This window comes from Streptomyces zaomyceticus (assembly GCF_014656215.1).
Taxonomy (GTDB): Bacteria; Actinomycetota; Actinomycetes; order Streptomycetales; family Streptomycetaceae; genus Streptomyces; species Streptomyces zaomyceticus.
Map to the genome: position 1 here is coordinate 430,072 of NZ_BNBZ01000002.1, position 26,304 is coordinate 456,375.

General features: G+C 71.8%; 18 protein-coding genes. 8 read left to right on the plus strand and 10 right to left on the minus strand.

Translation table 11 applies throughout. The features are described 5' to 3' along the window. Positions 1-72: 72 nt before the first annotated feature. From IE311_RS04570 to IE311_RS04585, 4 genes are all read right to left on the minus strand, one after another. Complete coding sequence (locus IE311_RS04570; protein WP_189830216.1) at positions 73-1,323, minus strand: PP2C family protein-serine/threonine phosphatase; 1,251 nt, start codon at positions 1,321-1,323, stop codon at positions 73-75. A gap of 142 nt (positions 1,324-1,465) precedes the next feature. After that, on the minus strand, positions 1,466-1,726 hold the full coding sequence (locus IE311_RS04575; protein ID WP_189830217.1) for a MerR family transcriptional regulator: 261 nt from the start codon (positions 1,724-1,726) through the stop codon (positions 1,466-1,468). Positions 1,727-1,846: 120 nt separating this feature from the next. Then, entirely contained in the window at positions 1,847-2,416 is a 570-nt protein-coding gene (locus IE311_RS04580; protein ID WP_229901722.1) for an HPP family protein, read from the minus strand. A 337-nt stretch (positions 2,417-2,753) separates the two neighbouring features. Then, positions 2,754-4,103, minus strand: coding sequence for a M64 family metallopeptidase (locus IE311_RS04585; RefSeq protein ID WP_229901723.1), 1,350 nt, complete (start codon positions 4,101-4,103; stop codon positions 2,754-2,756). Positions 4,104-4,241: 138 nt separating this feature from the next. Here IE311_RS04585 and IE311_RS04590 point away from each other — a divergent pair, with 138 nt between their 5' ends. Both IE311_RS04590 and IE311_RS04595 read left to right on the plus strand, forming a co-directional pair. Further along, the gene (locus IE311_RS04590) at positions 4,242-5,582 is read left to right on the plus strand and encodes a helix-turn-helix domain-containing protein (protein WP_189830218.1); all 1,341 of its coding nucleotides are present in this window, start codon (positions 4,242-4,244) and stop codon (positions 5,580-5,582) included. Positions 5,583-5,694: 112 nt separating this feature from the next. Then, positions 5,695-6,672, plus strand: a complete 978-nt coding sequence (locus tag IE311_RS04595) for an SMP-30/gluconolactonase/LRE family protein (RefSeq protein ID WP_189830219.1) — start codon at positions 5,695-5,697, stop codon at positions 6,670-6,672. A gap of 33 nt (positions 6,673-6,705) precedes the next feature. Here the strand turns inward: IE311_RS04595 and IE311_RS04600 are convergent, their stop codons facing one another. After that, complete coding sequence (locus tag IE311_RS04600; RefSeq protein WP_189830220.1) at positions 6,706-9,375, minus strand: SpoIIE family protein phosphatase; 2,670 nt, start codon at positions 9,373-9,375, stop codon at positions 6,706-6,708. A gap of 145 nt (positions 9,376-9,520) precedes the next feature. Between IE311_RS04600 and IE311_RS04605 the strand changes: the two genes are divergently transcribed. Then, entirely contained in the window at positions 9,521-9,721 is a 201-nt protein-coding gene (locus tag IE311_RS04605) for a DUF5988 family protein (protein ID WP_189830221.1), read from the plus strand. Positions 9,722-9,921: 200 nt separating this feature from the next. After that, entirely contained in the window at positions 9,922-11,736 is a 1,815-nt protein-coding gene (locus IE311_RS04610; protein WP_189830222.1) for an ABC transporter ATP-binding protein, read from the plus strand. A 57-nt stretch (positions 11,737-11,793) separates the two neighbouring features. Here the strand turns inward: IE311_RS04610 and lanKC are convergent, their stop codons facing one another. The 3 genes from lanKC to IE311_RS04625 all read right to left on the minus strand — a co-directional run bounded on the left by lanKC (position 11,794) and on the right by IE311_RS04625 (position 16,846). Continuing rightward, entirely contained in the window at positions 11,794-14,535 is a 2,742-nt protein-coding gene (gene lanKC / locus IE311_RS04615; protein WP_189830223.1) for a class III lanthionine synthetase LanKC, read from the minus strand. A gap of 146 nt (positions 14,536-14,681) precedes the next feature. Continuing rightward, entirely contained in the window at positions 14,682-14,882 is a 201-nt protein-coding gene (locus tag IE311_RS04620; protein ID WP_189830224.1) for a hypothetical protein, read from the minus strand. Between the two features lie 335 nt (positions 14,883-15,217). Further along, positions 15,218-16,846: a type I restriction-modification system subunit M gene (locus tag IE311_RS04625; protein WP_189830225.1), complete on the minus strand. Its 1,629-nt coding sequence runs from the start codon at positions 16,844-16,846 to the stop codon at positions 15,218-15,220. On the opposite strand from IE311_RS04625, the gene IE311_RS04630 reads away from it, so the two are divergent. The 4 genes from IE311_RS04630 to IE311_RS04645 are packed head-to-tail and all read left to right on the plus strand — an operon-like array spanning position 16,818 to position 23,709. Continuing rightward, entirely contained in the window at positions 16,818-17,132 is a 315-nt protein-coding gene (locus IE311_RS04630; RefSeq protein WP_189830226.1) for a trypco2 family protein, read from the plus strand. The two genes, IE311_RS04625 and IE311_RS04630, sit on opposite strands and share 29 nt — an antisense overlap. 1 nt (position 17,133) lies before the next feature. Next, positions 17,134-19,302, plus strand: a complete 2,169-nt coding sequence (locus tag IE311_RS04635) for a VMAP-C domain-containing protein (protein WP_189830227.1) — start codon at positions 17,134-17,136, stop codon at positions 19,300-19,302. Continuing rightward, positions 19,299-20,348 (plus strand): AAA family ATPase, encoded by a 1,050-nt coding sequence (locus IE311_RS04640; RefSeq protein ID WP_189830228.1) that lies wholly within the window; start codon positions 19,299-19,301, stop codon positions 20,346-20,348. Before IE311_RS04635 ends, IE311_RS04640 begins: the two co-directional genes overlap by 4 nt. A 16-nt stretch (positions 20,349-20,364) precedes the next feature. Then, complete coding sequence (locus IE311_RS04645) at positions 20,365-23,709, plus strand: protein kinase family protein (RefSeq protein ID WP_189830229.1); 3,345 nt, start codon at positions 20,365-20,367, stop codon at positions 23,707-23,709. A 290-nt stretch (positions 23,710-23,999) separates the two neighbouring features. Here IE311_RS04645 and IE311_RS04650 read toward each other — a convergent pair whose 3' ends face one another. Continuing rightward, a complete protein-coding gene (locus IE311_RS04650; protein ID WP_189830230.1) occupies positions 24,000-25,412 on the minus strand; it encodes a sensor histidine kinase in 1,413 nt (470 codons plus the stop codon). A gap of 205 nt (positions 25,413-25,617) precedes the next feature. Next, entirely contained in the window at positions 25,618-26,196 is a 579-nt protein-coding gene (locus IE311_RS04655; RefSeq protein WP_189830231.1) for a protein-disulfide reductase DsbD domain-containing protein, read from the minus strand. Positions 26,197-26,304: the final 108 nt, after the last annotated feature.

A 26,304-nucleotide genomic window follows, 5' to 3' on the forward strand; every position in this document is an offset into this window, starting at 1 on the left:
GGCGGGCACAGAACGGGGCCCTCGTTCGTGCACGGTGCCGTACGTGCCCGGATGCCCGCGCGTCGCGCGGGCTCAGACGCGGACGATGACGAGGGCGATGTCGTCGCGGGCTCCGCTGGCGACGCCGAGTCGCGCGAGCAGCGCGTCGGCCATCCGTGCCGGGGCGAGCCCGACGAGATCGCCCAGTGCGGTGGTGAGCCGGTCCAGGCCGGTGTCGATGTCCTCGTCGCGGCGTTCGATCAGCCCGTCGGTATAGAGGACGAGGGTGTCGCCCGGCCGGTAGGCCATGCCGGCCTGCGGTCGGGGAACATGCTCGGGCCTTGCTCCCAGCGGCGGGTCGGTGGCCTGGTCCAGGAGCTCGCACGTGCCGTCCTCGTGCAGCAGCGCCGGCGGCGGGTGCCCGGCGCTGGAGTAGACGAGCAGTTGGGAGCGGGTGTCCACGAGTACGGAGACCGCGGTCGCGGCGAGTGCGCCGTCGACGGAGCGGGCGTACATGCCCAGCACCTCCAGAGCCCCGGCGGGACCGGCCACCGCCCGACTCGCCGCGGACAGCGCGCTGCGGAGCATGCCCATGACGGTGGCCGCCTCCAGCCCGTGCCCGACGACGTCGCCGACGGCGACGGTGAACCGTCCCTCGGCCAGGTCGACGGTGTCGTACCAGTCGCCGCACACGTTCAGCGAACCGACCGCCGGCAGATAGCGCACCGCCACGTTGCTGTGCCGAGCCAGGTCGGGGGAGTGCAGCATCGCCTCCTGCAAGGTGACGGCGACCTCCCGCTCCCGGGCGTGCGCCGCCCGCAGCTCCTCGTTCAGCCGCTGGAGCTCCCGCGCGCGGGCGTACAGCTCGGCCTCCATCCCCTCCTCGCGCTCGGTCATCCGCCGCCCCTGCCCCTCGGTCCGGCGGCGGAACCGGCGGGACTGCATGAACGCGGTCACGTCCTCCACCCGGTGGATGATCCACGCGACCCGACCGTCCGCCTCCTTGACCGGGGTGTTCACCGGGGACCACCAGCGTTCTTCGAACACACCGGGCTGCGAGACCACGGGGATGTCGTACTTCTGCACCGCCATCGTGTCGGTCTCACCCGTGGCCAGCACCCGCCCCAGCGACGCCCCGAGGTTCTTCACCCCGTCCGCGTCCGGGTCGCCGGGATTGTCGGGGAATGCGTCGAACACGTGCTGCCCGAGCAGATCCGCCCGGGTGCGGCCGGTCGCCCGCAGGTACGCGTCGTTGACGTCCACGATCACCAGATCCGGTGCCAGCACCAGATATGGACTGGGCGTCGCGGCGAACAACGCACCGTGGTCGATCTCCGGTCTCACAGACCTTCCGATCCTCGTCCCGAGCGCAACCCCTGTCACCAGCCTACGCAGCGCTCCGGCCGACCGCGCTTCAGCGGGCCCCACCGGTGTGACCTGCCGGAACCACCCGGCCACTGAGCCCACACGATCCCTGTATGGCCGGTCACGCCCCTTCCGGCGGGTGGCACTCCTGGCCGGTCTTGGCCCGTGCGGTGCCGGGGTGGGACGGATTCCAGAGCCGGTCGGCCTCGCCACGGGCCACGTGCTCCTCGTAGATCCGCACCTTGTACCGCATCACGTCCAAGGTCTCCTGCAGCTCCCTGATCTGCGTCTCCACCCGGCTTTCGTGCCGGCGCAGCAGCTCGAGGCGCTCGTGTTCGTTTCCGGGGCCCCGGCGGGCCAGGTCGATGTACTCCCGGATCACCCACCTCCCCGGATCTCGCCGACAAGATCCTCAACGACGTCTGGACGCATACGGCGACCGGCCGGTGAGGCGCGATGCCGGCCGTGTTCCGTGGCGAGGAGACGCCGGGGCCGGAGCGGCTCACCACCAGTAGACGGGGTACCTCGGCGCCGCGCGCCGGACGCGGGACGCGGCGTACGCGGTCAGTACGAGCAAGACCGTGGACCCGCACAGCAGGGGGAGGAACCTGGCCGGCGCGGGTTCCTGGAGGACGATGACGACGGCGGTGGCGCACGCCGGGGAGCGCGGGGTCCGGGCCAGTGTCGTCAGGGCGAGGGTGGCACCGGCGGCGAGGGCGGCGGCCCACGCGCTGCCGTGCGACGCGACGGCCACCGCGTATCCGGCGGCGGCCCCGAGGAGATGGCCGACGACCACGCTCCTCGGCTGGGCCGGCGGCAGCGCGGGGGCGCAGTGGACCAGTGCGGCGCTGGCGGCGAGCGGGGGGATGAGCACCGGCTCGTGGAGGGCGGCGCCGATCGCGACGAGCGCGAGGAGGGCAGCTGGGGCGGCGCTGACGTTGTGGGCGGCGGCCGCGGGCGTGGGTCGCGCCGGTGCACGACCGGCCATGCGGGCCGGGCGCGGGCGCCGGCCGCGGGGGCCGGCGGCGTCGTTCACGGCCGGGGCGGGATGGGGAGCGGTGTCGGTCTTCACGTGATGCGGGGTTTCCGGGGCAGGCGGCCGTGGGCCGGACGAGACGGAGTGGGGGCGGTCGGTCGCCCGGTTCTCTGTGGTCGACAGCCGGCCCGGTCTCGCGCCCGACCCTGGTGCGGCGGCGCGGCCTCGCTCCACTCCAAGCAGCGGGTTTTCGGCCGGCCGACCGGGGGCGTAGCCGGGCCTTCGGCGTAAAGCGGGCCGAATGACCCCACTCCGATACGAGCGGGACGGAGCAGGCGTCGGTACGGCCCCCGGCCGTCCAGATGCCGCAGACGTCCGCCGTACCGAACCGGGGCCTCCTCGTATCCGGCCCACATCCGCACCGCGGGACTCGTCAGAGCCGGATCGTCCAGCTGACCGTGGACCTCATCGTCCGGGCGATGGCGCGGTCCCGCACCGAGGGCGTACGGTCCTCGGCCGTGAGGGACAGGGTGTGCCTGCGCAGGTCGAGCAGCCGCAGGGCCAGGTCGGACACGCGTACGTGGGTGCGGCCCGCGAGGGACTTGATCTCCCGCCCGTCCAGGTACCAGCGGAGGGTGAGCTGACGCCCGTCCGCCCCCGCCAGCCGGGGGACGAGGGCCTTGGCGGTGTCGCCCGCGCGGAGGGGACGATCGGTGGACGTGACGGGGGAGGCGATGCGCGCCTCGCGGTAGAAGCCGGCGATCATCGCCTCCACTCCCGGCAGATTGAAGGGCTTGCCGAGGGAGCGCATCAGGGAGTCCTCGGTGGGGCGCCGGAGTCCGGTGACGTAGTAGCCGCCGCCCTCGTACGCGCCGACGGTGCCGCCGTCGGGGGACCGCTCACCGAGCCAGCGGTGCCACTTGGCGCCCCGGTCGGCCATGTCGTCGGCCGTGAGGGTGGTGATGTTGGAGTCCGCGGGCTCGGGGCCCAGGTACCGCTCGTAGCCGGGGTAGTCGGCGTAGAAGTACTCGTCGGCGAGCTTGCCCAGGGAGTGGCCGGTCTCGTGGATCGCGACCTGGCCGGACTTCTCGTTGCCCGCCGAGGCCGTGGATATGCCCTCGTAGCCGAGGGTCTCGCTGGGCTCGTTGTAGCCCGCGCCGCCGTACTTGGTGCTGTTGGCGAGGACGAGCACCAGGTCGGCCTCCGGGGCCTTCGCGACGTATCCGTCGACCTTGTCCTGGTCGATGCAGAGGAGCCGCTCGATCTCGTCGCACCAGAAGTACGAGCCGAGGGCCGTGTCCCGGAGGGTGTCGGGAGAGGGGTCGCCGGAGACGCCGGACTGGTTCGAGACGGCGTCGACGGTCCAGACGTTGAAGAGGTTGCGGTAGGTGGTGTACGGCTCGACGGCCGTCAGCTCGGCCCATTTCCGCCGGGCGTCGGCGTGGAAGCGGGGGAGTTCGGCGACGGTGTAGCCGTCTCCGACGACGACGATGTCGAGCCGGTCGGCGGTGGGGCCGTTGTCGACGATCTTGGCCACCTCGCCGTCGGCGGTCGCCTCGGTCGCCGTCAGGCGGGAGGCCGGCTGGTCACGGCCCTCCGGCGACACACGGGTGTGGCCGGATCCGGCGAGCGTCCCGTGCTCCGGCCCCGGAATCTCGACCTCGACTCCGGCCGTGGGGGGTGCCGTCGGGTCCGCGGCGGCGCTGCCGGGTGCGGCGGCGAGTACGGCCATGAGGGCGACGGTCACTCCGACCGTCATGGCCCCTCGTCGTGCTGAACGCATGAAATCAGCCCCTTGTCAGGCGAGTTAAGTGCATCGGTAAATGCACTGAACGAGTCGCTTAAGCTAGGGGGAACGCGAGGGTGTGCGCAATGCCTACTGCTTCTGGATACTGGGCAGTTCACGAACCAGGGGGTTCCCATGGACGATCCGGCCACGATCGGCCACCGGGTGCAGCGGCTGCGTGCCCAACGCGGTATGACGCAACGGCAGTTGGCCGAGCCTTCGTACACCCCCGCGTATGTGTCGACGCTGGAGTCGGGCAAGGTCAGGCCCTCGGAGACCGCGCTGCGCTTCCTCGCGGAGCGGCTCGGCACGTCGTACGAGGAGCTTGCCACCGGTCGGCCCGCGCACCTCGCCACGGAGCTGCGGCTCGCTCTCGTCGACGCGCGCCGGCAACTGGCCACCGGGACCGCGGAGGAGGCCGCCGCGCACTACCGGCGCCTGCTCGCCGACGCGGAGCACCTCGGCCTCACGCCCGAGCAGGCCGAGGCACTGCTCGGGCTCGGTGACTGCGCCCTGGAGACCGGTGAACTCGTCGACGCGGGCCACCACTTCCAGGCCGCCGAGCGGCTCCTCGCCGAGGAGCCGCTGCCCCGCCGCGTACGCGCGATCCGGGGCCGGGCCGTCGCGCACCTCCTGGCCGGCGAGCTGCGGTACGCCTGCTACCTCCTCGAGTCCACCATCGACGAGCTCGGCGCGAACGGCCTGGCCGACCCCGAGGCGCTGGTCATCCTGTACGCCGCCGTGATCGGCCCGTACATGGACATGGGCGCCCACGCCCGTGCCGCGCACGCCGCCGAGCTCGCCCTGGCGCTGGCTCCGCAGGTCGACGACCCGGCGCTGGTCGCGGGCATGCACCGGCAGGTGGCGCGGACGTTCCTCGCCGAGGGACGCACGGCCGACGCGGACGCCTCACTGGCCAAGGCGCAGGCGATCTACCAGCAGCTCAGCCTCCGTACCGACCTCGCGCACTGCCACTGGATGCGCGGCTACGTCCAGGCCCAGAACGGAGAACTGGCCTCGGCCGAAAGGGAGTTGCGTGCGGCCCGGGACATGCTGAACGTCAGACGCGCGGCGTTGTTCACGGCGCACGTGGAGGTGGAACTGGCCGATGTCCTCCGGCGGCTCGGACGGCACGACGAGGCGTCGGATCTGCTCTCCGCGTTCCTTGAACCGGGCGACCGGCACGGCGCCGTGCACGCGGGGGGTGCGCACAGGCTGCTCGGGCTGATCGCCGAGGAGCGGGGGGACGGCGAGACCGCCGAGGAGCACTACGTCATGGCCCTGGGGCTCCTGGAGCGCAGCGGAGCGAGCGGCGACCTCGCCGATCTGTGCCGTCTGCTGGGCGACCTTCTGCGCCGCGCCGGCCGTACCGAGGCCGCGCTGGACGCGTACCGCACGGGGCTGGGCCACCGGTCGCCCCCCGGCACGACGACACTGGGGCCGGCTCCGACGGCACTGGCGTTCCCGCGGCCCTGACGGCGGTTTGTATACGGGGGTTCGGCGAGGGGCTCCGGTGGGGTAGGCGGGGGAGGCGACGGGGGCGTACGGGGCCCGCGTCCGAACTCGCGAGCGGGGGAGTCCGATGAAGGTGACCACCACGAAAGCCAGGGCAGCAAGGGCGATCAGGGCGATCAGGACGTTCCGTCGTGCCTCACGGGGTCCCGGCCGTAGCGCGGTGGCGGCGGCGGCCGTCCTCGCGGCGGCGGCAGGCGTCCTGGCACCGGCTCCGGCGTGGGCGGCCCCGGTCTGCGCGGACGGGACCGGGACGGGAGAGCCGGTCCTGGTGGCCCGCATCCCCGACTGGGTCGAGTCGATCGCCGTCGATCGGCGGGGCCGGATGTTCGCGACCGCTCTCCGTTCCGGCCGGGTCTACCGCATCGACGCCCCGGGCGTCACCCCGGTCCCGATCACCGGAGGCATCGGCGCGAACGGCGGGATCGTCGTGCGCGAGGACGGCCGGCTGCTCGTGGGCACCGGCAACGACATCCTCCACTCGCTCACGGGAGGCGTCCTCCCGGTGTCGAAGCTTCTGCTGGTGGACCCGGATTCGGGTGCGGTGAGCACGTACGCCTCGGGGCTCGGCGGCATCGACGGCGTCGCTCTCGCGCCCGACGGCACGGTGTACACGACCACGCTGGGCGCCGGGACCATCGGTCGCGTCACGCCCGACCGCCGGGTCGACCACGACTGGGCGCGCGTGGCGCAGCCCAACGGGATCGCCGTCTCACCGGACGGGAGCCAGGTGTACGTCGTCCAGACCACCGTCGCGCCGGGTCTCTACCGCATCCCCGTGGCCGATCCGGGACACCCGCAGCGCTGGATCTCCACGGAGGGGACCGACGTCCTCGCCCTCCCCGACGGCCTCACCCTCGACGCCCGTGGCCGGCCTCTGATCGCCACGCACACGGCGGGCCAGGTCTGGCGGGCCGAGGGCGGCACCTTCTGCGCCGTCGCGTCGGGACCGCCCCTGTCCACCCAGATCACGTACGGGCAGGGCGACCGCGGCTTCTCGGCGGGCCGGCTCTACCGGGCGGGGATCGACGGGGGAATCCACGAGATCCCGTGAGGCCGGGCGGAGCGGTGACCGGACGAGCACCCATCACCCGGCGTCGTCCGGCGCGCCGGTGGGAAGCGGCTGTTCGGTCCAGATGACCTTGCCGTCCGCGGTGTAGCGCGTGCCCCAGCGGTCGGCGAACTGGGCCACCAGGAACAGACCCCGTCCGCCCTCGTCGGTGATCGCCGCGCGCCGCAGGTGCGGAGCGGTGCTGCTGCCGTCCGAGACCTCGCAGATCAGGGAGCGGTCGCGGATCAGACGTACGCGCACGGGCTCGGCGGCGTAGCGGATGGCGTTGGTGACCAGCTCGCTGAGGATCAGTTCGGTGGTGAACGACTCCTCCTCCAGACCCCATTCGGCCATCGTGCGGGTGACGGCGGCTCGAACCCGGCCGACGGCCGACGGCTCGGACGCGACGTCCCAGGTGGCTGTACGCGTGTCGTCGAGCGCACGCGTGCGGGCGACCACCAGCGCGATGTCGTCCGAGGGCTGATCGGCCAGCATCGCGTTCAGCACCGCGTCGCAGGTCTGGTCCGGCGAGCGGCCGGGGCGAGCCAGGGTACGCCGCAGCAGTTCCAGCCCTTCGTCGATGTCGCGGGTGCGGTCCTCCACGAGGCCGTCGGTGTAGAGCACGAGGCTGCTGCCCTCGGGGAGCCGCATCTCGACGGTCTCGAAGGGGAGTCCGGAGAGCCCGAGGGGTGGGCCGCCCGGTACGGCGGCGAACGCCGCGCTGCCGTCGGGGCGCACGATGACGGGCTCGAGGTGGCCGGCCCGGGCCATCGTGCACAGCTGGGTGCCCGGGTCGTAGAGCGCGTACAGGCAGGTGGCGCCCGTGACCGGCGCGACGTCGCCGCTCTCGTCCTGGTCGATCCGGGTGACCAGTTCGTCGAGGTGCCACAGGAGTTCGTCGGGTGCCATGTCCAGGGAGGAGAAGTTGTGGACGGCGGTACGCAGCCGGCCCATGGTGGCGGCGGCGTGCAGCCCGTGGCCCACCACGTCGCCCACGACGAGGGCGACGCGGGCGCCGGGTAGCGGGATGATGTCGAACCAGTCCCCGCCGACACCGCTGCCCGCTTGCGCGGGCAGGTAACGGTGGGCCACTTCGAGCGCGTTCTGCTCCGGCAGGGCGCGGGGGAGCAGGCTGCGCTGCAGGGTGACCGCCATGGTGTGCTCGCGCGTGAACCGGCGGGCGTTGTCGATGGTGACCGCGGCACGGGCGGCCAGTTGCTCGGCGAGCGTCACGTCGTCGCTCTCGAACGGCTCGGGCTTGCGCGACCGCCAGAACGTGACGACACCCAGGATGACGCCGCGGGCACGCAGCGGAGCCGCGATCATCGAATGGATGCCGGCCTCGACAAGTCCCCGGGCCCGTTCGGGGTCTTGGGTCTGCCAGCCGGAGAAGGCGGCCATGTCCGCCTCCAGGACCGCCTCGCCCGAGGCGTACCCGAGGCTCTGCGGGGTGGACGGGACGAAGTGGATCAGTTTTCCCGGCGGGTACAGCGGGGTGTCGTCCCGGACCCCCCGGAACGCGATACGGCGCATCGCCGCACCGCTCTGCGACGGCTCCTCGCCCCGCAGGACGGGGTCGGCCAGGTCGACGGTGACGTAGTCGGCGAACCGGGGTACGGCGAAGTCCGCCAGCTCCTGGGAGGTCCGCTCGACGTCGAGGCTGGTGCCGATCTCCAAGCCGGCGTCGAACAGCAGCTTCAGGCGCTCCTGCGCCACAGTCGCCCGGCCGGAGACGGTCTGCAGCTCGGTGGTGTCCCGGAGCGTCGCGACAGTGCCGGACGGCCCGCCTCCGGGGTCCGTCGGCCGCTGGTTGACGGCCAGCAGCCGGTCCCCGGCCAGGTGGACCTCGTCCGTGGCCGGGCGCCCGGAAGCCAACAATCGGGCCATGTCCGGAGAGAGGTCCAGCTCATGGGCGAGTCGGCCCTCCGCGTCCGGGCGCAGACCCAGCAGCCTGCGTGCCTCGTCGTTGGCCAGCGCCAGCCGGCCGTCGCCGTCGAGGATCAGAACGCCCTCGCGCACGGCGTGCAGCACCGCGTCGTGGTGCTCGTACATGCGGGTCATCTCGGCGGGCCCCAGCCCGTGGGTCTGGCGGCGCAGCCGTCTGCCGACCAGAGCGGTACCGAAGGTGGCGACCGCCAGCGCGGCCGCCGCGGCGCCGAGCAGCAGGGGCAGCTGATGATCGACGACTCCGCTCACGGATTCGAGCGTGACCCCGGCGGCCACCAGGGCGACCACGTCGCCCTGCGCGTCGGTCACGGGGACCACGGCGCGGGTGGACGGGCCGAGGGTGCCGGTCACGGTCTCCCTGACGACCCCGCCTGCCACCGCGGGGCCGATCGTGCCGATGTAGTTCTTTCCGATCTGCGCCGGATTGGGGTGGGTGATGCGGATCCCGTTCGTGGTCATCACCACGAGGAAGTCGACGCCGGACGCCTTTCGGGCCTCCTCGGCGCGTGGCTGGAGCACTGCCGTCGGGTCGGGACCGGCCAGGGCCTCCGCCATGCCCGGTGCGCTGGCGAAGGTCTCGGCCACGGCGAGGGACCGGTTGCGTGCTTCCCGTGCGCTGTCCGCCCGGGACTGCAGTACGAGAGCAACCACGGCGGCCACGACGAGGAGCACCACGATCGCCGCCTGTAGGGAGAAGACCTGGCGGGCGACGGTGCGGACGCTCAACGCGGAGCGCAGGCGGCCGACGAATCCGGCCATAGTCCATGTCTAGCACCGGCCCGAACGGCGGGCGAGCGGGCGGCCCGGGCGTGGCCGGTGATTCCGGGCACCCGCGTCAGAGGCGGCAGGCCCCGGCGGACGCCTCCCGCATGCGATGCGCACCGAGGGTGGTGACACTGGTGCCATGGTGCACAAGGTGGTACTGGAAGGCGGGCCGGACGACCTCCCCGAGCGGATCGTCACGGTCGAGACCCCCGGCGAGGACGTGAAGATCCCGCACCTCGGCGGATACGAGCACTTCAGGGAGACCGAACGCCGGGACGACACCGCGGAGGGAACCCTGCGGGTGTACGAATGGTGGGAGCGCACGGAGATCCCTGGATAGATCCTCGCCGAAGGAGTCCTGCGGACCGGGCCGCCCGCCCCAGGTGACCCGGGAAGTCCGACGTGCACGGACGACTGGCCGTGCCACGGCTGGAACCGCTTGCGCGGTTCGTCCCGCCGAGGAAAACCCTTGGACGACGCGAGTGTCCGCGCGGAACACTGCCAACCCTGTCCAGTTCGATCCGACAAATTAGGGTTGGGATGGGAAAGCCTGAATCGCGCAAGAGTTCGCCCGGCGGGGGTCCTGTGCGCCTCGCTCTTCGTTACTACGGAAAGGAGTTGCTCCGGCTCAAGGGGCTGACCGTGCCCGCGATGCTGCTTCCGGCGCTGGGCAACATCGGCATCTTCTACATCGCGCCGCTCGTGGTCGCGAAGCTCGTCGGCCGCATCGCGGGGGGCGCCGACAGCGGTATCGGCCCGATGCTGCCCTACGTCCTCGGCTTCGCCGGCGTGCTCCTGCTCGCCGAGACGCTCTGGCGGGTCGGACTGCACTGCCTGAACCGCCTCGACGCCCTCGGCATCGAGCGCCTGTACGTGATCGGCATGGACGAGCTGTTCGCCAAGGACGCCGCCTTCTTCCACGACAACTTCGCCGGCTCGCTGACCAAGCGGGTGCTGAGCTTCGCCTCCCGCTTCGAGGAGTTCGTCGACACGCTCACCTTCTCGGTCATGGGCAAGCTGGTCCCCCTCGTGTTCGCGTCGGTGGTGCTGTGGACGTACGAACCCCTGCTCGTCGTCGGGCTCCTGGTGATGATCGCGGTGACGGCCCTGGGCGTGCGGCCCCTGATCCGTCGTCGGCAGGCGCTCGTCGACCAGCGTGAGGAGGCCATCGCCCGGGTCTCCGGCCACGTCGCCGACTCCCTGATGAACATGGACACCGTCCGGTCCTTCGCCGCCGAACACCGCGAGGCCGCCGAACACCGCTCCCGCGTCGCCGAATCGCGGCGGCTCAGCCTGCGCTCGTGGGACTACGGCAATCTGCGCATCGACACCGTGGTCGCACCGATGTCCGTACTGACCAACGCCCTCGGACTGCTGCTCGCCCTCTCGCTCGGCGCGGGAGAGCACGGCGTCGAGGCGGTCGTCGTCGCCTTCACCTACTACTCCAACGCCACACGGATCATGTTCGAGTTCAACCAGATCTACCGCCGTCTGGAGAGCTCGATGACCGAGGCGGCGCAGTTCACCGAATTGCTGATGACCCCGCCGACCGTACGGGATCCGGCCGTGCCGGAGCCGCTCCTCGTCAAGGGCGCCGACGTGCGCTTCGAGAAGGTGAACTTCGCCCACGCGGGTGCGAAGCCGCTCTTCGAGGACCTCGACCTGGCCGTGCCCAGCGGGGCGAAGGTCGGATTCGTCGGCAGGTCCGGCGGCGGCAAGACCACACTGACCCGGCTGCTGCTGCGGATGACGGACATCGGCGGCGGCCGCATCATGATCGGCGGACAGGACATCAGCAGGCTGCGGCAGGCCGAACTGCGCAGCCTGATCGCCTACGTGCCGCAGGACCCGGCGATGTTCCACCGCACCCTGCGGGAGAACATCGCGTTCGCCCGGCCGGACGCCACCGACGCCGAGATCCGCCGTGCGGCCGAGGCGGCGCATGTCACGGAGTTCGTCCACGCGCTTCCCGACGGCTTCGACACGATGGTGGGCGAGCGCGGAGTGAAGCTCTCCGGCGGTCAGCGCCAGAGAGTCGCCCTCGCGCGGGCGATCCTGCGCGACGCGCCGATCCTGCTGCTCGACGAGGCGACCAGCGCCCTGGACTCCGAGAGCGAGGTCCTCGTCCAGGACGCGCTCTGGCGGCTCATGGAAGGGCGGACCGCGCTGGTGGTGGCCCACCGGCTGAGCACGGTCGCCACCATGGACCAGCTCGTCGTCCTCGACCGCGGGCGGATCGCCGAGCAGGGCACCCACCACGAGCTGCTCGCCGCGGAGGGCGCGTACGCGAAGCTGTGGCAGCACCAGTCGGGCGGCTTCCTCGACGGCGACCCCGCCGGGGCCGGCCTGACGTAGGACCCGGCGCGGCCGCGGACGCGCCCCGGCGACGGCGGTGAGGGTTGCGAGCAGCCCTCACCGCTGAGGGCGCGGCACCAGTTCGTCGACGACGAAGTTGAAGTTTCCGGCAGGGACGGTATCCGACCTGATCAGGCGGTCGAGGAAGAGCGCGACCCCTGCCGTTCCCGTCGCGAGGTCGGCGCTCTCGCGGACCGCCTGCTCTCCGGGGAACCCCGTTCCCTCCGGGCGGTCGATACGGAAGAGGAGAACCCCTTCCGCCACCGTCCAGGCGGCCTCCCGGTACTGCGGATCCCTTGTGAACTCCCACACGTCGAGAAGTACGTTCCCCATGCCCGAGAGACCGTGGAACAGCTGGGGGAAGACGGCGTACTTGTGACGGACGTTGTCGACGAGGGGCGCCAGCCACCGTTGGAGCACGTTGTCGGGCCGGACGGCGAGGTAGCGGATCAGAGTGGTGAGGACACCGGCCGAACCCGAGTCCCAGTAGCACCTCGGCACGATCCGGCCCGCCTCCGACGCGTGGGGGACCAACGCCGGAAAGCCCTCGAACTCCTCGCCGTTCCGGATCGCATGTGCCAGATCGTGGCCGAGAGCGGAGCGCCCGAGGGCAAAGGCGCGTTCGTCCCGAGCCGCCCGGGACAAGTAGAGAAGGAACAGCGCGATTCCGCTGCCGCCGAAGGCGTAACCGAGCGGCACATTGCCCTCCGCGTCCGGCCAGTGGGCGCCCTGGCGGCCGCGGACGCAGGTGGCTGCGAGTCGCTCTCCGACCCGGACCGCGGCGTCGAGGAAATCGTCCCCGTACCCATCGAGCCAGAACCGGAGGCAGGCGATCCCGTAACCCGCCGCCCCGAGGAGCACGTTCGGCGAGGCGCCGAGCAGGGGGTGCCGACCGGCCTTTCGCATGAGGTCGGCGGCGGCGTCCGGTCGGCCGACCTCGTGAAGCACCCATGCGATGCCGGATTCCCCGAGATAGAGACCCGGCGGGTACGACTCGTCTGTGACGTTCCGGTCGGCCATCCAGGCGGCGAGGTGGGGCGGAACCGCGACCCCCGCGTGGTGGAACGCGTGCAGGACGCCGGCGGCGCCGTGGGCGACGGACAGCGGATTGGTCTCGAACACGGTGGGGTCCGCGGGGAACAGCCTGTCGTGGCGCTCCGGCGTTGCGGTGCGTTCCAGGTAGCGCAGAGCGGCGCCCCGGGTCTCACGGGCGAGTTCGCGCGTTCCGTGTCTCGACGGTCGGCGCGGTGCCCGGCGTCGGACGGTGTCGCCCGCCGCCCCGCGACCCCTCCGAAGCGGCGTGGGTTCGGTGACGGGGACGTCGGTCAGGGCGGCAACGACCTGGTCGATGTCCGGGGCGTGCCCGGGAGCGGGCCGGTCCATGAGTTCGTCGAGCAGCCCCAGGAACCGGTCGGACAGCCTGAGGTCGTCACCGAGGTCGGCGAGGAAGCGACGGCGTGACGGCGGATACAGTTCGGACATCCCGTTCGCCAGCATGACGCTTCCGAAGACCAGGGCTCCCAGCGCGTAGATGTCGTTGTCGCGGTCGCTGATCCCCGAGCGCACCGCTCCGGGCGCCGCCATCCCGGGAGTGTGGAGGCCGACGGGCGGGTCGATGCCCTCCTCGACGGCGCATTCGAGGTCGATGACGCGAATCGTGGACGGGTCCTGCACGATGACGTTGCCGAAGGAGAGGTCCCCCAGCACGATGCCGCGGCGATGGGCCGCTCGGACCGCCCTGGCCGTCTGCACCCAGAGGCCGCGGAGGCCGGCGTAGTACTCGTCCAGGACGGCTCCGGTGACGCTCGTCCGGTAGAGCGGGTTCCGTCGGATGCTGTAGCGGCCGAGGTGGTCGCCGGGCAGGTACTCCTCCACGAGGAAGGCGTGCCCGCCCTCTTCGAAGAGCTCGACCGGGCGCACGTAGAATCCGGAGTCGGAGAGGGCACGCAGGATGCGGTGTTCCTTCTCGAGCAGCTCCACGGCGTCGAGGCGGTTGAGTCCCACTTCGATGTGGGGCCGGGCCTCCTTGAGTACGACGGTCCCTCCGCCGACCGTGTCGTCGGCGAGGTAGACCCCGCCCCGGTTGGAGAAGTTGAGCGCCGATGTCACATGAAAGCGCCCGTCGCAGAGGGCCGGCGTCGCTTCTCCGAGCGGTGGCCGGTCCTGGACGAGCGGATCGGTCAGCCATTCGGGCAGATGCCAGAACGGGCGGCGGACATCGGGCACGTACGAGCCGTGGGAGTCGAGGATGACGAACTGGCGGCTGCCGTCCGGCTGCAGCACCGTCCGAGGGCTGAATCCGCCGTACCGGTAGTACACGCAGGACGAATCCGGCCACCGTCGGTCGGAGAGGATGTAAGGGCCGGGGAATCCGCTCAGTTCGCCTGCCAGGCTGTCTCCCAGGCGGAGGAACGTCCGGTCGTCGGGCGGATAGAACGTCATGAACTTCCCGCTGGAACCGCGCGGCCACAACTTGCCGTTGACGTCCGCCACCGTCTGCGCGTCCAGCAGGAATTTGAACGACACGGACGCGTCCAACGCGCAGCGGACAGCTCGTTCCAGGCAGGCGAGGGAGTCCCGGGAGCGGACCGAGACGTGGATCTTCCAGCCCTGCTCGGGCACGGAGACCCGGGGTGACCCCGCGACGTACCACAGGCCGTTGCGATGGAGCGTCCAGTCGGCCGGCGAGAGGGCCTCGAACGCCTCGACGTGCTCCGGAGTCGGTGTGTACGCGTCCGCGCTCTCGAACCATCTGGGGTGATATCGAGAATAGGCGTTGACGATTTCCCAGTCGTGCATGACACCGCCCCGTGCAGTCGTCGTCGGTGGGTTCGTCGGTGGCCGGAGCCGGCGCTGGACGCGGTGATGCCGAGAACACGACGTCCCGAGGGCCGCGTGATCGCTCTCACCACGGCCGCTCGGGAGAGCTGCCCTGAAGGGCCCTGTCACATGATGGTGCCGCCACCACCGGGGCCGCCGCAGCTGTGATGGTCGCAGGAGGTGAGGCTGACGTATCCCACCTCGTGCTGGAACTGCTGGGAGTTCCTTGCGTTCTGGACCAGAACCTTCTGCAGTTCGAGGATCGAGGGCATCACCTGCTTGGCGAGTTCCTCTTCTGACATTCCCTTACCGGTCGGTTCCGTCATCTCACCCACTCCTCGACGTATGACGGATGTCGGTGCCTTGTGAATCGATCCCAGGATCGGTGGCGACCAACGACTCCCGAACCTGGTGGGCCACCCCCTTCCAGACTGCGCCGCGTACTCTGCTCCCGCAATCCCAGGTCAGGTGGTTGAACGTCGCAAGACCGAGTGCATGGCTTGGTCTCGCAGTGTGCACTGCCCAGCTGTACCGCGGTCATCGTGCCGTGGTCGTCCCGGCGGCCGTACCGCCGGCAGACGTTGGCGGGCGACCGCTCCGGCGACGCGGCATTGCTGTCCTTGCTCACGTCTGTACCAGCACCCTGTCGGCCCGGTCGTCCTCAGTCGAACAGGGAGTACAAGTCTCTGGTCAAGGAGGCGAGATCAACACGAACGCCCCTTGGTGTGGGGCGGCCCGCCGTTTCTGGGTGCGTGTACCGCGAGGGTGAGAGCAGGTAGTTGTGCTGCCGCACCCGCGCGAGGCCCTCGGTGGCGCAGAAGCCCGGCACGTCCGCGTACGCCAATCCCTTCGCCTGCGCCGAGGCGGTACCCCGCCAGGCGTGGTAGGTCTCCGAGATCCTCGTGAGGTCCGCCTGGGTCAGGACGCGTTGCGACCGGTCCACCATTGTGCCCGCCTCGCGGGCGTCCACGAACAGGATCTCGCCGCGCCGCTCGGCCAGTCGTCGGTCCTCCTGCCGGCCCTTGTCCCCGGAGAGGACCCACAGGCTTGCCGAAGTCTTCGGCGACCCGAACAGACGGCTCGGGAGTGCGATCACGCCCGCGATCAGGTCCCTCTCCAACAACTCCGCTCGGGCCTTAGAGCTTGAGTTGAAGAACCCGTTCGGAAGCAGGAGGCAGCCAGTACCTCGGGCGTCGAGGTTCTCATACACGTGACGGAGCCAGATCGTCGGGGAGGTGTCCCGCGGCGGCGCGGTCAGCACGAAGTCGGACTTCCGCCGAGGTGACTTGTCGACCTTCAGCGTGTCCCGCCACCGTACGTCCGCCCGGCCGTCGATACCATGGACGGTGAGGTTCATCCTGGCCAGGCGCCACGTCCGTTGATCCGACTCGTGCCCCCGGAAGCGGAGATCGGTGTCGGGTCCCCTGGTGGCGCGTGCGTACGCGGATGCCTCCACGAACATGCCGCCGGTCCCGCATGCCGGGTCGTACAGCAGACCTGCTCCCGGTTCCACGAGCGCCACCATCAGGCGGACGACCGACCGGGGCGTGTGGAACCCTCCGCCAGGGGTGCTGCTCACCTGCGCGAAACCGGCGAGGAAGTACTCGTAGACGTCACCGAGCGTCTCCTTCGGCGACCTGCGCGCGTCGTCGAAGCGGATGTCGCCGACCAACTCCACGAGTTCGGCAAGGCGCCCGTCGTCCATGCCCCCGCGCCGATAGACCACCGGGAGGGCGTCCGCCAACGTGCGGTTCGACCTCATCAATGCCTCCATTGCCTCGTCGAGGCGCCGTGCGACGCTCCTTCCCTCGGCGCGGGCGGCGATCCAGGACCAACGCGCGTACTCGGGTACCCACAGGGCACCGGCACGGTCGAACGTGGCACGTTCCTCGACGCGGTCGTCCACGAGCTCGTCGGTGACGCCCTCCGCCGCGAGGTGCGTGGCCAGCTCCCGCCGGTGCTCGTCGAAGGCCTCCGAGGCGTACCTGAGGAAGATCAGGCCGAGGACGAACTCCCGGTATTCGGAGACGTCGAGGCCACCGCGCAGGATGTCGGCGACGCGCCACAGGAGGGCTTCGGCCTCCCCCGCCCCGGCATCGTCGAGCGGCGTCGCCCGGTCGGCGCGGTAGCCATCTGGCGGTCCCCACGGTTCCAGCGGTTGCATGGAAGCGATTGTCCACGATCCGGCTTTGAGGCGCCCCCGTGGCGCTGTAACGTAACGGCGACGGAGCGTCTTGAGTGAACCGTGGGTGGGAGCAAGGGTGTCGACGATCGGGCTGGCCGCGGCCATCGAAGAGCTGCGGCAGGAGCTGTACCAGGCACAGGACAGCGGCTCCGGACAGCAGTTCGCCTTCACCGTCGATGAGGCGGAACTTGAACTGCTCCTCGAACTCCGCAACAACGTGAACGGCGAGGGCAAGCTCGGCTTCGGCGTGGTCTCCGTCGGCGCCGGCGGCGGGCATGAGAGCGTCCGCACCCACAAGCTGACGCTGCGGCTGAAGGTCAAGGACCGGGCCGCCGGCGGCGACAGCCCCGACATCAGCGACGACGAAGCCGGGTCGTGGGACGAGGAGTGACGTGGATCCGCGCAGACTGGCGCTGATCCGCAGCGGGACAGACCAACGGGTCCGGAGCACGGGATCCGGCTATCTGATCGCCCCACGGCTCGTCCTGACCGCTCGGCATGTGCTGCTGAACGACGACACGGGCACGCTCTGGCCCGTGACGTCAGTACGCCTCGGGCATCCGGTCGAGGGCGATACGACCCGTACCCGCGCCGAGCTGCTCTGGGAACACCCTGAGGGCCTGGACGTCGCCCTCCTGCTCCTGGAGGAGGCGTCGGAGCTGCCCGGCACGGTCCGATGGGGCAATCCCACGGGCAGGGCGCCCTTGCCGTACGACGGGCTCGGCTTCCCCCGGGCCGCCGCTGGAGAAACCCGCGACGTCGAGCACTTGCGCGGCTTCCTGCCGCCCCTCTCCGGCGCCATGAACCGCTACGTCCTTGACCAGGACCCCGCACCGGCCCCCGGCATCGACGGCAAGAATGCCTGGGGCGGCGCCTCCGGGACCGCGATCTTCTGTGACGACGACCACCTTGTCGGTGTAGTGGTCCAGGAGGCCCTGGCCTACGGGGCTCGGCGGCTGCACGCCCTCCCCGCCCGGTCGTTCCTCGGCGACGCCACGTTCGCGGCCCACCTTGCCGAGTACACGGGCACGCCCCCCGAACTCGCCCCCCTCGGCAGGGTTCAGCCGCCCGAGGCTGGACCAGTCGGTGAGCGCACCGCCGCCGAGACGAAACTCGCCACGCTGCTGGTGCAGTTGCTCCCCGACCCGATCGGCCGCGCCGTCCACGCCCGCGAGCTCGCGCGGGAGCTCGGGTACGATGCGGACGGCTACACGGCGTCCCTCGCCGACCTCGCGCTGCTCCTCGTGGCTCATCCCCGCGCCCTCGCCTCGCTCGGGGCCGCCCTCGAGCCGCAGGCCGTGGACCCGGTCTTCCGTGACCGGCTCACCTCTTTCTTCGTCCAGGCCAGGGTGCTCGGCTGCGGCTCCCTGCTCTCCCTGCACGAGTACGAGGGTCTGCTCGACCTGCTGCGCGGCCTGTGCAAGGAGCAGCCCACTCTGCTGTCGCGCGCCGCCCGCGAGGCGCTCCGGTACGGCGTCCTGCCCGAGGCCCTCACTCGCCCTTACCTCGCGGCGGACGACCTCGACGAGGTGATTGAGGGGCTGGAGGCGCTCACCGACAGCCAGGGCGTACCGGAGGGCACCCCGCCGGTTCCGGGGCTGCTGCGGCTCGTCGAGTATGTGGCAGCCGCCTCGGAAGCCGCCGTCGGAGCCGGCCTCCGCGCCTGGTCCTCTGCGACCGCCAGGCGGCTCGGCATCCACCGCGGTGCCCTCGGTGAACGGCGCGCGGACGCCGTGGAATGGGCGAGCCGGCCGGCCTCGCCCGTGTCCCGCGTGGTGATGGAGCTCCAGCGGGACGAGTCCGCGGTCGACGAACGATACCGTTGCCGGATCGTCCTCGTCCGTATGGACGGCACTCCGAGCGTGATCCACGAGGCGGACTCGACGTCGAAGACCCCGGAGGAGGCGGCGCGTTGCCTGCGCGCGAGCGTCGCTGCGGCGAAGAAGGAGAGCGGACAGGGGCACCATGTGCCGTGGGTGACCGTCGTAGTGGACCGGTCGGGGCTCCACCTGGCCGTCGACGAATGGGATCCGGGAGCACCGAACGACTTCGTTCCGGGGCAACCCATCGGGGCGGAGTACCGCGTCACCCTGAGCTGCCCCGAGCTGAGCGACTACGTGACGGACCGAGAGGATGCGCAACAGCACCGGTGGAAGCAGGGCAGGGCGGTGGCCCTGGTCACCGACCGGACGTGCGGGAACCGGACACAGCTCGCGTACCTGCTCCAGAACGACCATCGCGACACCGCCCAGGTCGTCCTCCACGGACCCGTCGACCAACGCGCCTCCTGGCTGCTGCTCTGCCTTGCCCTGGGCGTTCCCGTTGTCCTCTGGGATCGCGACGCCGTCTCCTACGAGGACGCCGACAAGCTCCGCACACTGCGTCCCTCCGGGCCCCCGGACGAACTCCCCGAGCGTGTCAGGAACTTCCGGAGCAGGTCGCATGCCCATCCGGGACCGGAATGGGCCCGCCCCTCCCTCGTGTGGGAGCCGGAAGGCCGATCCCATGAGCCCGAACCCCTGCAACTCAGGGACCCGTTGAAAGGAACCCAGGCGTCATGACGACCGCAGAGCACGGAGCCGAGGTGGCCAGCGGAGACCCGTCGTCCACCAAGGACGGCTGGCGCCTCTTCCGCGGGAACGGGCAGCGCCGGGACGCCCTCTTCCCCGAGGCGCCCCCATGGCGCCGGTTCGGCCGGGCGGACACCTCCGAGAAGTCAGGGGAGGCGGAGGGCGAGGAGGAGCAGGGACGTACGACTCCGTTCCCGCGGCCGTACCTCATCGGTCCGGCGGAGGCCGACGTCGTCAACGCGGCCCTCCACCTGCGTCGGCCTCTTCTGGTGACCGGGCACCCCGGCACCGGGAAGTCCTCGCTCGCGTACGCCGTCGCCCATGAACTCGCGCTCGGCCGCGTCCTCCAATGGCCCGTGAACAGCCGCTCCACGCTCCACGACGCCCTCTACCAGTACGACGCCGTCGGCCGACTGCGCGAGGCCACCCTGCGCCGCGACGCCGACGGTACCGGCCACGGCGCCGAACCGGACATCGGCCAGTACGTACGCCTCGGCCCCCTCGGCAACGCCCTCGTGCCTCGGGACCGCCCGCGCGTCCTGCTCGTCGACGAGCTCGACAAGGGTGACGTGGACCTGCCCAACGACCTCCTGACCGTCTTCGAGGAGGGCGAGTTCGTCATCCCCGAGCTCACCCGCCTCCCCGAGAACCACGGGCCGGTGTACGTCCAGACTGACGATCCGGACGCGCCCGCCCCGGTGCCGCGCGGACGCGTCTGCTGCCACGAATTCCCCGTCGTCATTATCACCAGCAACGGCGAGCGCGACTTCCCGCCCGCCTTCCTTCGCCGCTGCGTCCGCCTCGACCTGCCCGAGCCCGACGAGCGGCGACTGCGCGAGATCGTTGCCGCCCACCTGGGCCCCGAGGCCCTCGACGGCGTCGACGACCTGCTGAGCGAGTTCCTCGGCCGCCGTGTCTCCGGCGAACTCGCCACCGACCAGCTGCTCAACGCGGTCTTCCTCCGTAAGGGTGGCGTCGACCTCGACGCGGGCTCGCTCCTGGAAGCCGTGCTCCACCGGCTCGGCGGAGCCGTGTGACGTGATGATCGGGCGCGTGGCGAAGGTCCTGGCCGAGAGCGGGGCCGAGCTCAGCCACGAGGAGTTGCTCGACGCCCTCTGGCTCGCTGGGAAACTGCCGCCGGGGACCGCGCCCCTGGCCCGGGCCGTCACGCCCACGGCCGATCCGGCGCCTTCCGACATCGCCCGGGACGACGCCCCCTCGGAGCTCGCGGCCCCGCCCGTAGAAACTGCCGCACCCGCCGACGGTCCCGGCGAGCGGCCCGCACCGGCGGCGGCCGTCCCACACGCCGCGAGCCCGCTCCTCGCGGCGGCGCGGCCGTATCCATACGGGGACAACCCGCTGGGGGCGGAGTCCGGGGCGGACGCACGCCCCTCCCGGGCCGTTGCCGTCCGCGCCCCTGACAGCCGCCTCATCGAGGCCGGCCAACTCCGGCTCGGCAAGTCGCTGCGGCCGCTGCGCCGGCGCTACCCCGACCGAGCCCGCCACGAACTCGACATCGCCAGGACCGTCGCCGCCATCGCGGACAGCGGACTGCCCGAGATCGTCGCCCGGCCCGCCAGGACCCGCTGGCTCTCCCTCGCGCTCGTCGTCGACGACGGCGTCTCCATGGTCCTCTGGCACCGCCTCGCCGCCGAGATCCGCACGCTCATGGAACGCGCCGGCGCCTTCCGGGACGTCCGCGTGTACGGGCTCCACACGCGCGCCGGTGGCCCGTACCTCCGCCCCGGTCCGTACCGCCCCCACGGACGCCCTCGCTCCACGGACACCCTCAGTGACCCCACCGGGCACACCCTCGTCCTCGTCGTCAGTGACGGCGTGGGTGAGGCCTGGCGCGACGGCGGGATGCGCCGTGCGATGGAGCGCTGGGCGCGGTGCGGTCCCACCGCCATCGTCCACGCCCTCCCCGCGCACCTCTGGGCGAGTACAGGCATCGGCGCCCAGCGCTGGCAGGTCACCAGTCACCACCGCGGCGGCCCCACCCACGCTTGGCACGTCACCGACCCCGACCTGCCGCCGGGCCTCGTCGACTTCGACTCCGTACCCGTACCGGTCCTCGCCCCCACTCCCGCCGCCGTCGCCGACTGGGCGCGGCTCGTCGCCTCCGGCGGCACTGCCCTGCTGCCGCTGTGGAACGGTGGCCGACCCCACGCCGGCCGGTCCGCCACCGCCGAGGCCCACACGCACACGGGCGCACGGCGGGGCGACGAGGCCGAGGCCGTCCTCCGGTTCCGCGATGCGGCGACCCCGGAGGCGTACCGCCTCGCCGCCCACCTCGCGGCCGTCTCGCCCGTCACGCCGCCGGTGATGCGCCTTGTCCAGAGCGCACTGGGGCCGCCCACCGACGCCGGCCACCTCATGGAGGTCTTCCTCGGCGGCCTGATGCACCAGCTCGCCGCCGACGCCCCCGACCTGCTGCCCCACCACCGCCGCTTCGACTTCACGAGCGACGCCCGCCGCGTGCTCCTCGGGGCCGTGTCGCCGCGCGAACTGCTGCGGACGACGGAAGCCGTCACCGCGCGCGTCGAGGCCGCCGTCGGGCGTGCCCCGGTCTTCCCGGCCTGGGTCGGCCACCCCGACGGCACCGCAGTGATCTATGACACCGGACGCTCCTTCGGCTGGCTGCGCGAGCAGTTGCTCGGCCGTCTCGGCGTGCCGGTCGAAGGGGCGTCGCGTACGCCACCGCCGCCTCCGGGCGAGCTGCCGGCCGGCTGGGAAGCGCTCCTGCCGGAGGACCCGCCGCGGCTCGGGCGGTTCCGGCTCACCGCGCGCAGCGGCCGGGGCTGGGTCCACGTGACGATGTACCTGGGGGAGGACGAGAACGGCACCGCCGCCGTGGTCCGGGTGCCCAGCCCGGGCGATGTGGGTGGCCGGACACCCGCCGGGGAGCTGGTCACCACGGAAGCCGACTGCCTGGGCAGGATGCAGGGAAGGCACGCGCCGGAACTGCTCGACGCGCGGGTCGGCCATGTCTCCGAGCCCGACTGGGTCGCCATGGCTCGCGTCCACCGCCGTACGGATGACCCCACCTCGGGGCCCGCGCCGAACCTGCGCTTCGTCCTCGACGAGCATGAGGGCGTGGTCCCGACGGAGCGTTTTTTGCGGATCGGGCGGGCGCTCGCCGAGGCGGTCGACCGCGCGCACATGCTCGGTCTCGTCCACGGTGCGCTCGGGCCGAGGTCCGTCCTGGTCACCGACCACGACGATGTCCACCTGGTGAGCTGGATGACCGCCGGGGTCGACGGGAGGGAGAGTCCCCATCGCGGCCTGTTCCCCGTCAGGGAGGCGTATCTAGCGGAGGGCGGAGAAGGATTGCTGCCCACAGCGGAGTCGGACGTGTACGCGCTCGGCGCGGTGCTGTTGTCGCTGCTGATGGGCAGCTGGGAGGATCCCAGGGTCGGCGACGGACAGCACCGGCCGCCGGCCACGACCGGGATTGGCCCCGTACTCCTCGGAACCCTCTGGAACTGTCTGAACCGTCGCCCTGGACGAAGGCCCACAGCCGGCGAGTTGGCGATTGTCTTCGCGGAGGAGCTCGCGGGTCCGGATGCGGGGACCTCGAGGGGCGAGGCCCTCGCCGTCTTCATCCGGCAGAGCCGGGACCTCGCACGGGACGAACCGGAGGTGTACGGCCACGTCCTCGGCCAGGTGCTCAGGTTGCGTGCCAACAGTGATGGGAGCGATCGGTCGGTCGAGGCGATCGCAGATCTCCTTGAAGCCGTGAACGTCTACCGAGAGGTCGGCTCATGGGACCCGGAAACCCATAATCCGGGCTTGGCCATGTCGCTCAACAACCTCTCTGTGAAGCTGCGGGAAGCCGGCCGACGGGACGAGAGCCTGGCCGCGGCCTCAGAGGCGGAGACCCTGTTCCGGTCACTGCAGGTCGAGGACGCGCCATGGCTCGAGCGCGGTCACGCGATGACCCTGAACAACCTCTCCAACGTTCTCGCCGAACTGGGGCGGCACGAGGAGGCGCTCGCGGCGATCGAGGTGGCCGTCGAGCTCCATCGCCGGCTGCTGGCCGCGGACCAGTTCTCTCGCGGCGACGGCCTGGCCATGTGCCTCACCAATCTCGGCAACCGCCTCGGCGCACTGGGGCGGCCCGAAGAGGCGCTGCTCGCCGCTGAGGAATCCGTCCACCTCTACCGCCCCCTGTACGGGGACCAGGTCGAGCATGCCGTAAGCCTCAACAATCTCGCCGTCCGGTTCATCGACCTCGAGCGGTACGGGGAGGCCGCCGAAGCGCTCAACGAGAGCGCGCAGGTTGTCGCGGACCGCATCGTCGATCCATCGGAGGCCTCCCGGGCCGTCCTTGAGCAGTCGCGCCGCATCAAGGCCTTGCTCGACACGTTGGCCCAGGGCCGCCGCCACGATCTGTGAGGACCTCGGCGGAAAGAGCTCTGTCCAGCCTTCGGGCTGGACAGAGCCGCGCCTTCCGCCAGTGCCACGGCGGCCGAGTGGAGTAGGGGTCGGGCCGGCACTCTACGCACCCCCGAGGGCCTGGACGGACTCAGGCGCGAGGACCGGGATTCCCTGTACGCCCGCCTGGAACGCGTCTCGTCCGGCCGTCCGTCGGCTGTAAACCCTCCCGCCCGCCGACTGGGCTCGCACCCCGCCGGCAGGCGCTTGGACGGTAGCCGCCGACCTCGGACGCCGGACTCCCCGGGCCGTCAGTCGCCCGCCGCACGCGGCGCCGTTCGTGCCGCGGCCGCCCTCCGGCCCCTGCGGCGCGAGCGCGGACGGCCAGGAGCCTGACCCGTCGACAGCTGGAACGTGACCGCCACGCGGGCACCGCCCAGAGGGCCGCGCGTGATGCGGACGGTGCCCCGGGCGGCGAGGGCCGCGCGACGGGCGATGTCGAGCCCGAGGCCGGTGGAGCCCGTACTCCCGCCGCGGGCGAGGGCACCGTCCGGGTCGGCGATGCCGGGGCCGGCGTCGTGAACGGTCAGTTCCACGGTGTGGGCGGTGCGGCACACGGAGACCTCCAGGGCGGTGCCCCGGGAGGTGTACCGGAAGACGTTGCCCACGAGCGCGTCCACGACGGCCGTGATGTCCGCTTCGGGGAGGCAGACGGGGGTCGTCTCGTCCGTGATCTGCAGGGTGCAGGGACGGTCCTGCTGACCCGCGAGCACGGCCCAGAAGGCCGCGCGCCGGCGGACGACGTCGGCGACCTCGCAGTGGTCCCCGCCCTCCCGCGGCCCGTCGGGCGATTCCTCGCCCCGCAGGGCCCGGCCCATCGGGCCGACGGCGAGCGGCGTGCGAGCCTCGGCGATGATCGCGTTGAGCTCCCGCTCCAGCTCGGCGACGGCCGTCTGGATGCGTCCGGTGTCGGCGCTCGGCGCGATCCGCTCGACCGCCAGGTGCAGGGCGGTCAGGGGGGTGCGGAGCCGGTGGGACAGGTCCGCGACCAGTTCCCGTTCGACGGCGAGCAGGTCCGTCATACGGTCGGCCATGGTGTTGAAGGCCGTGCCCGCCTCCTTCAGTTCCGGCGGCCCCTTCGGCTGGACGCGGGTGTCGAGGTTGCCGGTGCCGAGCCGGCGTGACGCCTCGGCCAGCCGCTTCGCCGCCGTGACGACGGCGGAGCCGAGGCGGTCGGCGACCAGGACGGAGCCACCGAGCAGGACGACCGCGAGACCGGCCATCACACTCCACGACAGGCCGACGCCGCGGGTCAGGACGTCGTCGGGCACGAAGTTCTCCACCACCGCGACCCGGTCCTGGGGCAGGATCACCGGCTGCAGGTAGATCCAGCCGCCGGGCACGTCCCGGGAGATGGACTCGCGTTCCTCCTCGGCCCGGCCCAGCAGATCCGGCGGAGCGTGCCCCGTGCCGCCGACCGTGCTGTGGTCCGGCAGATGGATGACCATGTGCTCGGCCGCGCGCAGCCCCGCCCCCGCCTCGCGCAACTCGGCCGCGTCCGTGGTGAGGGCCAGGATCGGTGCCATCGCCGCCGCGCTCTGCTCGGCCGCCGTGATGCTCTGCTCGCGGGCGAGCGACATCACGAGCAGGCCCAGCGGGATCAGGAACGACAGCGCCACCATGGAGGTGACGGCGAGCGCCACCCCCGCCAGGGAGCGCCTCACCGTGACGCCCCGGGTTCGGCACGGCGTCTTCGGGGCCCTCGGTTCACGGGTGCAGCGCTCCAACGGGTAGCCGTGCGCGCAGCGCCACGGTCGGGGGATTCGGGTCCGGGGTCCGGACGACGGGCCGCCGGAGAGTCTCCCTGTACGACGTCCTCCGGGAGTGGCGTATGCCGTCACCGGCCCCGCTATCCGGGACGACGGGCCGTCAGGAGGCGCCGAACGACAGGCCCTCCTCGCCGGTGCGCAGGGACACCGCCCGGTCGGCCACCGGGATCGTACACCCCTCGGTCGAACTGCAGCTCGCGTAGCCGATCAGCACCTTCGCCTCGCCCGGAGCGGTCGCCCGGATCGGCAGAGTCACCGTGACGGGGCCGTCGGGGTAGACCGGTACGGCGGCGCGCACGCCCGGCACCGTGATGCTCTTGACCGGCTTGTCCACCGTCATCCCACCGGCGGTGGCGACCGAACCGGCGGGCCGGACCTCGGTCGGCCGCCCCACCCCTTCGACGCCCTCGGCGGGGAGCGCGGTGCTGTAGAGGTGGAAGCCGGGTTCGTCGGGCGTGAACGTGGCGACCAGGGTCCCCGCGTCGGACTTCCAGTCGGCCACGCTCAGCCGGACGGTGACGCCGTTCTCGTTGAACTCCGTCACGGCGACGGCCTGCGACGGCGCGGACTCCTGGCCGCAGCCGGTCAGCGAGACGGCGGCCAGCACTGCGACCGTGGCCCGGGCGAGGCGTGTGCGCGCGGCGCGGGGGAGGCGGGAGGCCGGGTGGGGAGAGGTCATGGGGTGTCTCATGTCGTCTTTCCGGGTCTTTCTCGTGTTTCGGGAAGGTGGGCCGCACGCCGGGGGCGCGACCGGCCCTCTCGGGTACGGGGGAGTGGAGCCGTCCGG

Excerpts from the sequence above, each read along its gene's own strand:
- IE311_RS04640 (WP_189830228.1), top strand. The coding sequence starts at position 19,299 with ATGACGACCGCAGAGCACGGAGCCGAGGTGGCCAGCGGAGACCCGTCG.
- IE311_RS04655 (WP_189830231.1), bottom strand. The coding sequence starts at position 26,196 with ATGACCTCTCCCCACCCGGCCTCCCGCCTCCCCCGCGCCGCGCGCACA.
- IE311_RS04600 (WP_189830220.1), bottom strand. The coding sequence starts at position 9,375 with ATGGCCGGATTCGTCGGCCGCCTGCGCTCCGCGTTGAGCGTCCGCACC.
- IE311_RS04620 (WP_189830224.1), bottom strand. The coding sequence starts at position 14,882 with ATGACGGAACCGACCGGTAAGGGAATGTCAGAAGAGGAACTCGCCAAG.
- IE311_RS04625 (WP_189830225.1), bottom strand. The coding sequence starts at position 16,846 with ATGGCCGCGGCCAGCCCGATCGTCGACACCCTTGCTCCCACCCACGGT.
- IE311_RS04585 (WP_229901723.1), bottom strand. The coding sequence starts at position 4,103 with ATGCGTTCAGCACGACGAGGGGCCATGACGGTCGGAGTGACCGTCGCC.
- lanKC (WP_189830223.1), bottom strand. The coding sequence starts at position 14,535 with ATGCACGACTGGGAAATCGTCAACGCCTATTCTCGATATCACCCCAGA.
- IE311_RS04610 (WP_189830222.1), top strand. The coding sequence starts at position 9,922 with ATGGGAAAGCCTGAATCGCGCAAGAGTTCGCCCGGCGGGGGTCCTGTG.
- IE311_RS04590 (WP_189830218.1), top strand. The coding sequence starts at position 4,242 with ATGGACGATCCGGCCACGATCGGCCACCGGGTGCAGCGGCTGCGTGCC.
- IE311_RS04605 (WP_189830221.1), top strand. The coding sequence starts at position 9,521 with ATGGTGCACAAGGTGGTACTGGAAGGCGGGCCGGACGACCTCCCCGAG.